The organism is Hydrogenophaga flava NBRC 102514, assembly GCF_001571145.1.
Lineage (GTDB): Bacteria > Pseudomonadota > Gammaproteobacteria > Burkholderiales > Burkholderiaceae_C > Hydrogenophaga > Hydrogenophaga flava.
Map to the genome: position 1 here is coordinate 65,705 of NZ_BCTF01000013.1, position 13,056 is coordinate 78,760.

9 protein-coding genes are annotated in these 13,056 nt (G+C 66.2%); 8 read left to right on the forward strand and 1 reads right to left on the reverse strand.

From position 1 onward, the window contains the following. The first annotated feature begins 9 nt into the window (after nucleotides 1-9). Genes puhE through HFL01S_RS12720 form a run of 3 tightly spaced genes read left to right on the forward strand, consistent with a single transcriptional unit; the run spans nucleotide 10 to nucleotide 3,507 of the window. Nucleotides 10-798, forward strand: a complete 789-nt coding sequence (puhE, locus tag HFL01S_RS12710; protein ID WP_066258951.1) for a putative photosynthetic complex assembly protein PuhE — start codon at nucleotides 10-12, stop codon at nucleotides 796-798. After that, nucleotides 795-2,414, forward strand: coding sequence for a phytoene desaturase (locus HFL01S_RS12715; protein ID WP_084383280.1), 1,620 nt, complete (start codon nucleotides 795-797; stop codon nucleotides 2,412-2,414). The genes puhE and HFL01S_RS12715 overlap by 4 nt, the downstream gene beginning before the upstream one ends. Continuing rightward, nucleotides 2,395-3,507: a phytoene/squalene synthase family protein gene (locus HFL01S_RS12720; protein WP_218008626.1), complete on the forward strand. Its 1,113-nt coding sequence runs from the start codon at nucleotides 2,395-2,397 to the stop codon at nucleotides 3,505-3,507. Before HFL01S_RS12715 ends, HFL01S_RS12720 begins: the two co-directional genes overlap by 20 nt. A gap of 16 nt (nucleotides 3,508-3,523) precedes the next feature. Here HFL01S_RS12720 and HFL01S_RS12725 read toward each other — a convergent pair whose 3' ends face one another. After that, entirely contained in the window at nucleotides 3,524-3,904 is a 381-nt protein-coding gene (locus tag HFL01S_RS12725) for a RidA family protein (protein WP_066258953.1), read from the reverse strand. Nucleotides 3,905-4,004: 100 nt separating this feature from the next. Here HFL01S_RS12725 and HFL01S_RS12730 point away from each other — a divergent pair, with 100 nt between their 5' ends. The 5 genes from HFL01S_RS12730 (at nucleotide 4,005) to HFL01S_RS12750 (ending at nucleotide 13,048) form a co-directional block, all read left to right on the forward strand. Beyond that, a complete protein-coding gene (locus HFL01S_RS12730; protein ID WP_066258955.1) occupies nucleotides 4,005-5,759 on the forward strand; it encodes a type I restriction-modification system subunit M in 1,755 nt (584 codons plus the stop codon). After that, a complete protein-coding gene (locus HFL01S_RS12735; RefSeq protein ID WP_066258957.1) occupies nucleotides 5,756-7,114 on the forward strand; it encodes a restriction endonuclease subunit S in 1,359 nt (452 codons plus the stop codon). Before HFL01S_RS12730 ends, HFL01S_RS12735 begins: the two co-directional genes overlap by 4 nt. 50 nt (nucleotides 7,115-7,164) lie before the next feature. After that, on the forward strand, nucleotides 7,165-8,274 hold the full coding sequence (locus HFL01S_RS12740) for a DUF4268 domain-containing protein (RefSeq protein ID WP_066258958.1): 1,110 nt from the start codon (nucleotides 7,165-7,167) through the stop codon (nucleotides 8,272-8,274). A gap of 99 nt (nucleotides 8,275-8,373) precedes the next feature. Continuing rightward, on the forward strand, nucleotides 8,374-9,882 hold the full coding sequence (locus HFL01S_RS12745) for a Fic family protein (RefSeq protein ID WP_245644805.1): 1,509 nt from the start codon (nucleotides 8,374-8,376) through the stop codon (nucleotides 9,880-9,882). A gap of 22 nt (nucleotides 9,883-9,904) precedes the next feature. Further along, complete coding sequence (locus tag HFL01S_RS12750; protein ID WP_066258959.1) at nucleotides 9,905-13,048, forward strand: type I restriction endonuclease subunit R; 3,144 nt, start codon at nucleotides 9,905-9,907, stop codon at nucleotides 13,046-13,048. Nucleotides 13,049-13,056 lie beyond the last annotated feature (8 nt).

A 13,056-nucleotide genomic window follows, 5' to 3' on the forward strand; every position in this document is an offset into this window, starting at 1 on the left:
GGGGTCTGCATGACCGACCTTTCCGGTTCCATCGCAGCGCCCGCGCTGTTCGCGCTGCTGTGCTGGTGGTTCGGCACCGGGGCCATCCTCTGGCTGGTGCGCCGGCCGCCGGCGGCCTTCCGCCGCAGCCTGCTGGTCTGCAGCGCGCTGCTGGCGCTCAGCCTCTGGACCACGTACCTGAGCATGCAGTCGCAGACGGTGGCCAACGCCTACCTCGGCTTCGCCAGCGTGATCGTGATGTGGGCCTGGCACGAGCTGGCCTTTCTCACCGGCTGGCTCACCGGTCCGCGCCGCGTGCCGCTGGCGCCGGGTGCGCAGGGCTGGGCGCGCTTTCGCCAGTCCACCGGCGTGGTCATCTGGCACGAACTCGCGCTGCTGCTGAACTTTGGCGTGCTGCTGGCCCTGCAGCAGGGGCAGCCCAGCCATGTGGCGCTGTGCACCTTCGCCGTGCTCTGGTGCATGCGCTTTTCGGCCAAGCTCAACCTGTTCTTCGGCGTGCCCGAGGTGGGTGAACAGTACCTGCCGCGCCACCTGGCCTACCTGGGCAGCTACTTCCGCAAGGGGCGCCTGAGCGCGTTCTTCTATCTCAGCGTGGCCGCGTCCATGGGGGTGTGGGCCTGGATCGTGTGGGAGGTCGTCAGCGGCGAGGTTGTGGTCTCCACCGGCTGGGTGCTGCTGGCCAGCCTGCTCGGCCTGGCCATCGTGGAGCACCTGATCATGGCCTTCCCCACGCCGATGCAGAAGCTTTGGGGCTGGGCGATGTCGCGCAGCGCCGCGGCCGAAAGGGTGCACCCATGATCGCCACCGGCACCCTGCGCACCTCCGCCGAGTTCTGGCCGCCGCGCGAGGACGGCCCGGGCCCCGGCGGTCCGCCGCCACCCGGCTCGCGCCCGGCCGCCAACGCGCCGCACGCCATCGTGATCGGCAGCGGCTTCGGTGGCCTGGCCTCGGCCGTGCGGCTGTCGGCGAAGGGCTGGCGCGTGACCGTGCTGGAAAAGCTCGACGCGCCTGGCGGCCGCGCCTACGTGCACCACCGCGACGGCCATGTGTTCGACGCCGGCCCGACCATCATCACCGTGCCTTTCCTGTTCGACGAGCTGTGGGCACTGGCGGGCAAAAAGCTGAGCGACGACGTCGAGCTGCGCTCGCTCGATCCGTTCTACCAGATCCGTTTTCACGACGGCGACGTCTTCCACTACAGCGGCGACCCCGACAAGATGCGCGCCGAGGTGCGCCGCATCAGCCCGTCCGATGCGGCGGGTTACGAACGCTTCATGGCCGAGGCCGACCACTGCTACCGCCTGGGTTTCGAGGCGCTGGGCGCCAAGGCCTTCGACACCGTGGGCGACCTGATCACCGCCAGCCCGGCGATCTTCCGCATGCGCGGCTGGCGTAGCCTGCACGCCATGGTGGCCAGCCACCTCAAGCACCCCAAGCTGCGCACGGCGATGAGCCTGCAGAGCCTGCTGATCGGCGGCAACCCGTTTTCGGTGACCTGCATCTACAGCCTGATCAACGCGCTGGAGCGCCAGTGGGGTGTGCACTGGGCGGTGGGTGGCACGGGTAAGCTGGTGCAGGGTCTGGCGGGTCTGCTGAAAGCGCAGGGCGGCGCGCTGCGCTGCAACGCCGAGGTGAGTCGCATCGAAGTGGAGCGCGGCCGCGCCACGGGCGTGACGCTGGCCAGCGGCGAGCGCATCGCGGCCGACATCGTGGTCTCCAACGCCGACACCGCCTGGACCTACCGCCACCTGGTCGAGCCGCAGCACCGCCGCCACTGGACCGACCGCCGCATCGACAAGGGCCGCTATTCGATGAGCCTGTTCGTCTGGTACTTCGGCACCCGCCGCCAGTACCCCGGCGTGCCGCACCACATGATGCTGCTCGGGCCGCGCTACAAGGAACTGCTGGCCGACATCTTCCGCCGCCACAAGCTGGCCGACGACTTCAGCCTCTACCTGCACCGGCCCACCGCCACCGACGCATCGATGGCGCCCCCGGGGCACGACACCTTCTACGCGCTCGCCCCGGTGACGCACCTGGACAGCGGCACCGACTGGGCGGCACAGGCCGAGCCGATGCGCCGCGCCGTTGCCGAGCTGCTCGACCGCACCGTGCTGCCGGGCTTCCAGCAACACCTGAGCACTTCCTTTGTCACCACGCCGCAGGATTTTCACGACCGCCTGCTCAGCTTCAAGGGCGCCGCCTTCGGGCTGGAGCCGCTGCTGATGCAGAGCGCCTGGTTCCGCCCGCACAACCGCAGCGAAGACGTGGACGGCCTGTACATGGTGGGCGCCAGCACCCACCCGGGCGCCGGCGTGCCGGGCGTGCTGATGTCGGCCAAGGCGCTCGACTCGGTGGTGCCCGACGCCGCCACCTTTCTTGCGAGGACCGCCCATGAACGATATGGCCGCTGACGCCCTGGCGCCGTTCCCGCACACCGCCCCCGCCGGGCTGGCGCCGGACGCTTCGGGCGCGCTCGACCTGGACGCCTGCATCGCCCTCATGCGCACCGGCTCGCGCACCTTCTTCGCCGCCAGCCGCCTGCTGCCGCAGCGGGTGCGCGCCTCGTCCATCGCGCTGTACGCCTTCTGCCGCGTCGCCGACGACATGGTCGACAGCGGCCAGCACAGCCTCGGGCAGGCCATGGCGCTGTTGTCGCAGCGGCTGGACGCGGTCTACGCCGGCCGGCCGCAGGACCATGTGGAAGACCGCGCGCTGGCCATCGTGGTGCAGCGCCACGCGCTGCCGCGCGCGCTGCTCGATGCGCTGCTCGACGGCTTTGCCTGGGACGCCGAAGGCCGCCGCTACGAGTCGTTGGAAGACGTGCACGACTACGGCGCGCGCGTGGCCGGCAGCGTGGGCGCCATGATGTGCTGGATCATGGGCGTGCGCAGCCCGCAGGCCCTGGCCCGCGCCTGCGAACTCGGCGTGGCGATGCAGCTGACCAACATCGCACGCGATGTCGGCGAGGACGCGCACAACGGCCGCCTCTACCTGCCGCGCCGCTGGCTGGCCGAGGCCGGCATCGACGCCGATGCCTGGCTCGCAGCGCCGGTCTGCACCCCCGCGCTGCAGGGCGTGATCGAGCGACTGCTGCAGGAGGCCGACCGGCTGTACTGCCAGTCGACTGCGGGCGTGGCCATGCTGCCGCGCGACTGCCGCTCGGCCATCCTGGCGGCGCGCTACATCTACGCCGAGATCGGGCAGCAGCTGCGCCGAGACGGCCTGGACCCGGTGAACCAGCGCGCCGTGGTGCCGACCTCGCGCAAGCTGGTGCTGCTGGCCTGCGCGGGCGTGCAGTCGGGCTGGATCGGCCGGCCTGGCGTGCCGGCGCCGCCGCTGGCGGCCATCGCCTACCTGGTGGAGCACTGCGGCGGGGCCGGGGATGGCAGCGACGCGGCGGGCGTGCGCAGCATGTCGCAGCGGGTGGAGTGGATGCTGACCCTGTTCGAGCGCCTCGAAGCGCAGAAGCTCGAACAGCGCGCGCGCGGTCGGGTCGCGCACTGATCGGACTGCGGGCGGCTCAGCCCTTCAGAGCCGTCACCTCGATCTCGATCTTCATGCGCGGATCGGCCAGCCCGGCCGAAATCATCATCGCCGCCGGCCGCACCTCGCCGAAGCACCGCCGCAGCACCGGCCAGCAGGCCTCGAACTCGCCCGCGTCGGGCAGCACATAGGTCACGCGCACCACGTCGGCCAGTGTCGCGCCGGCCTGCGCCAGCGCGGCCTCGATGTTCTTGAGGCACTGCTCGGCCTGCGCGACCACATCGTCGGCGATGGTCATGGTGCTGTAGTCGAAACCGGTGGTGCCGGAGACGAAGACCCAGGGGCCGGCCACGACGGCGCGGCTGTAGCCGATCTGGGCCTCGAAGGTGGAGCCGGAGCTGATGAGTTGGCGGTTCATGGCGGGGCACCTTACCACCACTACCCGCCCATGTTGCCCTGCATGGCGACCAGAGGCGGCTGGCATACTCGTTTGCAAGCCGCCGATTGCTCCAAGAACAATGAACCAACAAACCCTCTCCGCCTTCATCTGGTCCGTAGCCGATCTGCTGCGCGGTGACTACAAACAGGCCGACTACGGCAAGGTCATCCTCCCCTTCACCGTGCTGCGCCGGCTGGACTGTGTGCTGGAGCCCACCAAGGCCGCCGTTCTGGCCGAACTCGCTGCGAAAACCAAGCAAGGCATCAACCCCGAGCCCTTCCTGCGCCGCAAGGCCGGGGTGAACTTCTTCAACCAGAGCCCCATGGATCTGAAGAAGCTGCTGGGCGACCCGGACTATGTGGCGCTGAACCTCACCACCTACATCCAGGGCTTTAGCCCCGAGGTGCGCGACATCTTCGAGCGCTTTGAATTTCAGGCCCAGATCGAGCGCCTGACCAAAGCGGGCCTGCTCTACCAGGTGGCCGAGAAGTTCGCCCAGATCGACCTGCACCCCGAGGTGGTCAGCAACATGCAGATGGGCCTGGTGTTCGAGGAACTGATCCGCAAGTTCGCCGAAATCAGCAACGAGACCGCTGGTGAACACTTCACCCCGCGCGAAGTCATCAAGCTCATGGTCAACCTCATCTTCATTGAAGACGACGACGTACTCAGCAAGCCCGGCGTGGTGCGCACCATCTACGACCCCACCGCCGGCACCGGCGGCATGCTCAGCGTGGCCGGCGAATACCTGGCCGAACACAACCCGCAGGCGCGGCTGACGGTCTTCGGCCAGGAACTCAACCCCGAGTCCTACGCCATCTGCAAGGCCGACATGCTCATCAAAGGGCAGGACGTGGCCAACATCAGCTTTGGCAACACCCTCAGCGACGACGGCCACGCCCACAAAAAGTTCGACTACATGCTGGCCAACCCGCCCTTTGGCGTGGAGTGGAAGAAGGTTGAAAAAGAAGTGCGAAAGGAACACGAACAGCAGGGCTACAACGGCCGCTTCGGCCCTGGTCTGCCGCGTGTGTCCGACGGGTCCATGCTGTTCCTGCTGCACCTGCTCAGCAAGATGCGCCCGGCCGCCGAAGGGGGGAGCCGCTTCGGCATCGTGCTCAACGGTTCACCGCTGTTCACCGGCGGCGCCGGCAGTGGCGAGAGCGAAATCCGCCGCTACGTGCTGGAGAACGACCTGTGCGAAGCCATCGTCGGCCTGCCCACCGACATGTTCTACAACACCGGCATCAGCACCTACATCTGGATCATCAGCAACCGCAAACCCGCCGCCCGCAAGGGCAAGGTGCAGCTCATCGACGCCAGCGGCTACTGGCAGAAGATGCGCAAGAGCCTGGGGTCAAAGCGCAAGGAACTGAGCGACGCGCACATCGACCGCATCACCCAGCTTTTCGGCCAGTTCGTGGAGGCCGAAGAAGATTTGGGCCAAGGCGTCAAACCCATCAGCCGCATCTTCCCCAACCAGGCCTTTGGCTACACCACCATCACGGTGGAACGCCCGCTGCGGGACGAGCATGGCCAGCCCGTGCTGGGCAGCAAGGGCAAGCAGAAAGGCAAGCCCCAGCCCGACAGCGCCCTGCGCGACACCGAAAACGTGCCGCTGAGCGACGACGTACAGGCCTACTTCAAGCGCGAGGTGCTGCCCCACGCGCCCGACGCCTGGATCGACCCCGAGAAGACCAAGGTGGGTTACGAAATCCCGTTCAACCGCCATTTCTACGTCTTCAAGCCGCCGCGCCCGCTGGCGCAGATCGACGCAGATCTCAAGCAAACCACCGACCGCATCCTCGCCATGATCCAGGGGCTGTCGGCATGAGCTTTCCGCGGTATCCGGCGTACAAGGACAGCGGGGTAGAGTGGCTGGGGCAAGTGCCGTGCCACTGGCGTGTCGATCGCCTCAAGGCTTCCATCGTCAGCTCCAAGAATGGCATCTGGGGTGAGGAGTCAAAGGGTGACGAAAACGACATACCTTGTGTTCGGGTGGCTGACTTTGACCGCCAGAAACTACGGGTCGAGTTGTCTGAACCCACTATCCGAAACGTCACCGCGAAAGAGCGCGATGGGCGCACCCTCAACAAGGGTGATCTGCTGCTTGAGAAATCGGGTGGTGGCGAAAGCCAACCCGTTGGCTGTGTCGTCCTGTATGACGATGAACGTCCCGCGGTGTGCTCGAATTTTGTGGCGCGCGTGCAGTTGGCTCCCGGCATGGTGTCTTCGTTCTGGCGCTACGTTCACGCTGCGGCCTACGCCGTAAGGCTGACGATCGGCTCCATTAACCAGACGTCCGGTATTCAAAACCTGGACCAAGATCGGTACTACAACGAGCGTGCTGCGTTTCCAACGTTCAAAGAACAAACCGCCATCGCCACCTTCCTCGACCACGAAACCGCCAAGATCGACGCGCTGGTGGCCGAGCAGGAACGGCTCATCGAACTGCTCAAGGAAAAACGCCAGGCCGTCATCTCCCACGCCGTGACCATGGGCCTAGACCCGTCGGTGCCGATGAAGGACTCGGGCGTGGAGTGGCTGGGCGAGGTGCCGGCGCATTGGTCCACACCGGCTATGTACATGCGGTACTCGTCAGAGCTTGGAAAGATGCTCGACAGCGCCAAAATTACCGGTGCGCACTTGACTCCATATGTGCGCAATGTTGACGTTCAGTGGGGGGCGATCAACTTTGACGACTTGCCACTCATGGACATTCCCGAGGGGGAGTACACGCGTTACACAGTTAAGAGTGGTGATCTTTTGGTCTGTGAAGGTGGTGAGGTTGGCCGGGCCGCAATTGTTCCGTCAATCAGCAGCATTTATGGTTATCAGAAAGCCCTACACCGTCTTAGAGCGCTCGACGATAGTGAGGACTCTGCTTTTATGTTCTTCACCCTGCTGTGGGCGGCGAGCACCGGCATCTTCGACCAGAGCGGCTCATCCACGATCGCACACTTGACTGGTGAGCAACTCAGAAAGTACCGATTTCCAAAGCCGCCCATTCGCGAGCAAAAGGCGATTGTTGAATTCTTGGGTGTCGAATCCGCCAGACTCGAAAACCTCATCGCCGAAGCAAGAGCCGTAATCGAACTTCTCCAGGAACGCCGCACCGCCCTGATCTCCGCCGCCGTCACCGGCCAGATCGACGTGCGCGGCTGGGTGCCGGCGGCAACGGCGGCCTGAACGCGCCACGATCAGCGACAACTCAAACCATCCAGGGAAGCAAACAAACCATGGCCTTGTACGAAATCCAGACCGACAAACTCAGCCCGGTGCCCACGACCACTTTCGTGGCCGAGGCGATCCTGGAGCGCAAGCACCTGCAGCGCCTGCTGCGGGCCGACACGGCGCCGCTGGGCGAAGACCTGCTGGTGCTGGCCGAGGAGTTCGGCAACTGGGAGGACAGCAACCGCCGCATCGACCTGCTGTGCCTGGACCGCGACGCCACGCTGGTGGTGGTGGAGATCAAGCGCACGGAAGACGGCGGCCACATGGAGCTGCAGGCGATCCGCTACGCGGCCATGGTGTCGAGCATGACGCTGGACCAGGCGGTGGCGGCCCACGCCAAGTACCTGGGTGGCGACCCGGCCGAGGCCGAGGTCAAGGCCCGCAACGCGGTGGCCGAGTTCCTGAACGTGGAGTCCATCGAAGAAGCCGAGCTGGTGGACGAGGTGCGCATCGTGCTCGTGTCGGCCGACTTTTCGTCGGAGATCACCACCTCGGTCATGTGGCTGAACAAGCGCGGGCTGGACGTGCGCTGCATCCGCCTGTGCCCCTACAAGATGGGCGACAAGGTGCTGGTGGACGCGACGCAGATCATCCCGCTGCCCGAGGCGGCGGACTACGAGGTGAAGCTGCGCGAACAGACGCAGGAAACCAAGAAGCTGCGCAGCAAACGGCAGGACACCTTCAAACGGTTCTGGTCGCAGTTCATCGAGCTGTCGAGCAAGCAGACGCCACTGTTCGCCAACCGCAGCAGCACCACGGACCACTGGCTGTCGGCCGGCATTGGCCGGGCCGGGTTCACCCTGACGGCGTCGCTGACGGAAGACCGCGCGCGGGTGGAGTGCAGCATCAGCATCGGCAAGAACAACGCCCCGGCCAACAAGGCTGCGTTCCAGGCGCTGCTGGCGCAGAAGGCCGCCATTGAAGCCGCCTTTGGCAGCGAACTGCAGTGGCAGGAGTTGCCGGGCAAGAACAGTTGCCGCATCTGCATCGACAGCCTGCAGGGCGGCTGGAAGTCGCCCGAGGCGGACTGGCCGGCCCTGCAGCAGTGGCTGACGGCCCAGGCCATCCGGCTGGAGAAGGCGCTGAAGGGGCCGATTCAGGCGCTGAAGGTGTGAGCGGCGGGGTGTGACTGAGAAAAAAATCCAGCAAAAGCCAAAAAATCAACAAAATGTGTAGCCGCTGAAGATTTTTCCACCCGTGCACGCTGCCCGCCCATGAACACCCATTCCCTCGGCTACGCCTGGATCCAGGAACAGCTGGATGGCCCGGACTTTCTGGGTCCGCGCCGGGCGCGTGTGGCCGCGGTGCAGAGCCTGCAGCGCCTGCCCGAGGGGGCTTTGCTGGTGCCGCCCAAGCTGGCGCCGGCCCCGCAGTGGCTGGACCAGGCGCTGTTCGCCATCAAGCACGAAGGGGTGCACCTGGGCTACCTGGCCGGTGCTTTGCGCCGGGTGGACGACGCGACCCTGCGCGAGGCGGTGGCGCTGACGCCCAACGGCGCCTACCTGCGCAAGCTGGGGTTCCTGTGGGAGGCCTTCAACGGCCGGCACATTGAAGGGCTGGATGACCCGGGCATCAGGGCGGTGTACGTGCCGCTGTTCGACGAGGCCGAGTACCTGACCGGTGCGTCGCGCCGGCACCCGCGCTGGCGCATCGATTTCAACGGCCTGGGCGACCTGCCCCTGTGCCCGGTGGTGCGCCGCACGCCGGGTATGCAGGCCGCGCTGGACGCGCAGGTGTTGGGCGAGGCGGCGGCGTTTGCGGCGTCCATCGGCCCGCAGATGCTGGAACGGGCCTTGTCGTGGGCCTACCTGAGCGAGACCGAGGGGTCTTACGCCATCGAGGGGGAAACGCCCAGCCACGACAAGACGGCGTTGTTTGCGCGCCTGCTGCAACGCGCGCACGACCAGCGGCCGCTGAGCGAGGACTACCTGGTGGAGTTGCAGAGTGCGACCGTCACCAACCCGTTTGACCAGGCGGTGCAGTTCCGCACCGAGCAAAACCGCCTGCAGGGCAATGCCCTGGGTGCGGCAGGCGTGACCTATGTGCCGCCGGCCCCCGAACTTGCCGCCGAACTGATGGACCACCTGATGCACCTGGCCAACCACCGGCCGGCGGGGCTGGATGCGCTGGTCCACGCGGCGGTGGTGTCGTTTGCGTTCGTGTTCATTCACCCGTTCATGGACGGCAACGGGCGGCTGTCGCGCTTTCTGGTGCACCACTGCCTGGGGCAGTCGGGCGTGCTGCCGGCGGGCTTTTTGCTGCCGATTTCGGTGGCCATGAAAAAGCACGAAGACCGTTACCTGCAGGCGCTGACGGCGTTCAGCAAGCCGGCGCGCGCGCTGTGCGACGTGACCTGGGCGGGCGATGACCACTACAGCTACCAGTGGCGGGCGGATGCGGACATCTGGTTCCGCAGCATGGACCTGACCGAGGGGGTGCAGTTCATGCTGGAAATGGCGCAGGCCGCGCTGGACCTGCACCTGCGGCAGGAGGTGGCGTTTCTGGGTCTGTTCGACGAGGTGGCGCGCTATATCAACGACCGGCACGACCTGCGCGGCAGCGACCTGGCCACCCTGATCGTGACCACTTTCCACAACGGGGGCAAGCTGTCGAACAACCGGCGAAAGCGCTTTGCCGACCGGGTGCAGCCCGCTGTGCTGGACGACATAGAAGCTGCGGTGGCCCGCCGCATGCGCGGTGAACCGCTGGAAGACCAAGACTGAACACAAGCACAGGGAGCACGGGTTGGCACTGCACAACGAAATTCAGTTCGAGAACGACATTTGCGAACACCTGGCCGCCTACGGCTGGTTGTACGGCCCGCCCGGCAGTGAGGGTGATGCCAAGGGCTACGACACCGCCCGCGCACTGTTCCCGGCCGACGTGCTGGCCTGGGTGCAAGCCACGCAGCCCCAGGCCTGGGAGGCGCTGCAGAAGAACCACGGCCTGGCCGCCGAGACGATGCTGCTGGACCGGCTGCGCAAGGCGCTGGACGAACGCGGCACGCTGGAGGTGTTGCGTGTGGGGCTGGAGCTGCTGGGGCTGAAGGCACCGCTGAAGCTCGCGCAGTTCAAGCCGGCGCTGGCCATGAACCCCGAGCTGCAGGCGCGCTACGCGGCCAACCGCCTGCGCGTGGTGCGCCAGTGCCGCACCAACCACGACGACATCATCGACCTGGTGCTGTTCCTCAACGGCATTCCGGTGGCCACGGCTGAACTCAAGACCGACTTCACGCAGGACATCAACGCGGCGGTGGACCAGTACCGCTTTGACCGCCTGCCCAAACCCAAGGGCAAGCCGTTTGCCGAACCGCTGCTGGACTTTCCGCGCGGTGCGCTGGTGCACTTTGCGGTGAGCAACCGCACGGTGATGATGACCACCCGCCTGGAGGGGCCGAAGACGAACTTCCTGCCCTTCAACCTGGGCGACCGGGGCGGCGCTGGCAACCCGCCCAACGGCCAGGGCCACCGCACCGGTTACCTGTGGGAGCGGGTGTGGCAGCGCGACAGTTGGCTGGAGATCATCGGCCGTTACCTGACACCGAAGCGGGACGCCAAGAAGCGCATCACCAGCGTCCTGTTTCCGCGCTACCACCAGCTCGACGCCACCCGCCAGCTGGTGCAGGCCGTGCTGGCCGAGGGGGCGGGGCAGAAGTACCTGATCCAGCACAGCGCCGGCAGCGGCAAGACCAATTCCATTGCCTGGACGGCGCACTTTCTGGCGGACCTGCACGACGCCCACAACAACAAGGTGTTCGACACCGTGCTGGTGGTGAGCGACCGCACGGTGCTGGACACGCAGTTGCAGGAAGCGATCTTCGACTTCGAGCGCACGGCCGGCGTGGTGGCCACCATCAAGGGCGAAGGCGGCAGCAAGAGCGCCGAGCTGGCCGAAGCGCTGTCGGGCAGCAAGAAGATCGTGGTTTGCACGATCCAGACCTTTCCGTTCGCGCTGCAGGCGGTGCAGGAACTGGCGGCCACGCAGGGCAAGCGCTTTGCGGTGATCGCCGACGAGGCGCACAGCTCGCAGGCGGGCAACGCGGCGGCCAAGCTCAAGCAGGTGCTCAGCGCAGAAGAGCAGCAGGCGCTGGCCGACGGTGGCGAGATCGACACCGAAGACCTGCTGGCCGCGCAGATGGCGGCGACCGCCAACGCCAGCGGCATCACCTACGTGGCCTTTACCGCCACGCCCAAGGCCAAGACGCTGGAGTTGTTCGGCCGCCGGCCCAAGCCCGAACTGGCTCCTGGCCCGGACAACCTACCGGGCGCCTTCCACGTCTATTCCATGCGCCAGGCCATCGAGGAGGGCTTCATCCTCGACGTGCTGAAGAACTACACGCCCTACAAGCTGGCCTTCAAGCTGGCGAACGAGGGGCGCGAGTGGGACGAGACCGAGTTGGAGCGCAGCGAGGCGATGAAGGGCCTGATGCGCTGGGTGCGCCTGCACCCCTACAACATCAGCCAGAAGGTGGCCATCGTGGTCGAGCACTTCCGCGAGAACGTGCAGCCGCTGCTGAACGGCAAAGCCAAGGCCATGGTGGTGGTGGCCAGCCGTCTGGAGGCCGTGCGCTGGAAGCTGGCGCTGGACGGCTACATACAGGAGAACGGCTACACCCTGGGTTCGCTGGTGGCGTATTCGGGTGAGGTGAACGACCCCGCTTCGCTGCCCGAGCCGGTGGCCGAAACGTCAAAGACGCTCAACCCCAACCTCAAGGGTCGCGACATCCGCGACGCGTTTGCCACCGACGAATACCAGATCCTGCTGGTGGCCAACAAATTCCAGACCGGGTTTGACCAGCCGCTGCTGTGCGGCATGTACGTGGACAAGCGGCTGGCCGGCATCCAGGCGGTGCAGACACTCAGCCGTCTGAACCGGGCCTACAACGGCCCGCACGGCCTGAAAGACACGACCTACATCCTCGACTTCGTCAACGACCCGGACGAGGTGCTGGCGGCGTTCCAGACCTACTACGAGACGGCCGAACTGGCCGGCGTGACCGACCCGCACCTGGTGTACGAACTGCGCGCCAAGCTGGACGGCAGCGGCCACTACGACGACTTCGAGGTAGAGCGCGTGGCACTGGTGGTCCTGAACCCCAAGGCCAGTCAGGCCATGCTGCTGGCGGCCATCGAACCGGTGGCGGACCGGCTGCTCAAGCGCTACAAGGCCGCCCAGCAGGCGCTGGCCGCGGCCGAGGCCACAGCGGTGGACGGCCCCGAGGCCAAGGTCGCCAAGGACGAGCTGGACGCGCTGCTGCTCTTCAAGCGCGACCTGGGCACCTTCGTTCGGGTCTATGCCTTCCTGAGCCAGCTCTTCGACTACGGCAACACGGCCATCGAGAAGCGGGCCATCTTCTTCAAGCACCTGCTGCCGCTGCTGGAGTTCGGCCGCGAGCGCGAGGGGGTGGACCTGAGCAAGGTGGTCCTGACCCACCACAAGCTCAAGGACCAGGGGCAGCGCGCGCTGATGCTGGGCGAGGGCGACGCCGAATACAAGCTGCAACCGCTAACCGAACCCGGCGGCGGGCATGTACAGGAAAAGCAGAAGGCGTTGCTTTCCGAGATCGTGCAGAAGCTCAACGACCTGTTCGACGGCGAGCTGACAGAGAACGACATGCTGAGTTACGTCAACACGTTGAAGTCGAAGCTGCTCGAATCCGACCAGCTTGTGCAGCAGGCCATGAACAATTCCAAGGGCCAATTCGCCAACTCGCCTGATCTGGACAGCGAGCAGATGAACGCCATCATGGATGCTCTGGCCGCGTACAGCGCCATGAGCAGACAGGCGCTGGACTCCGAACGGGTCCGTGCCGGTTTGAAGGCGATCCTGCTGGGGCCGGCGGGGTTGTACGAGGCGCTGCGGGACATCGGTCGCGCAGCGGGCCGCTGAGCGCAGCT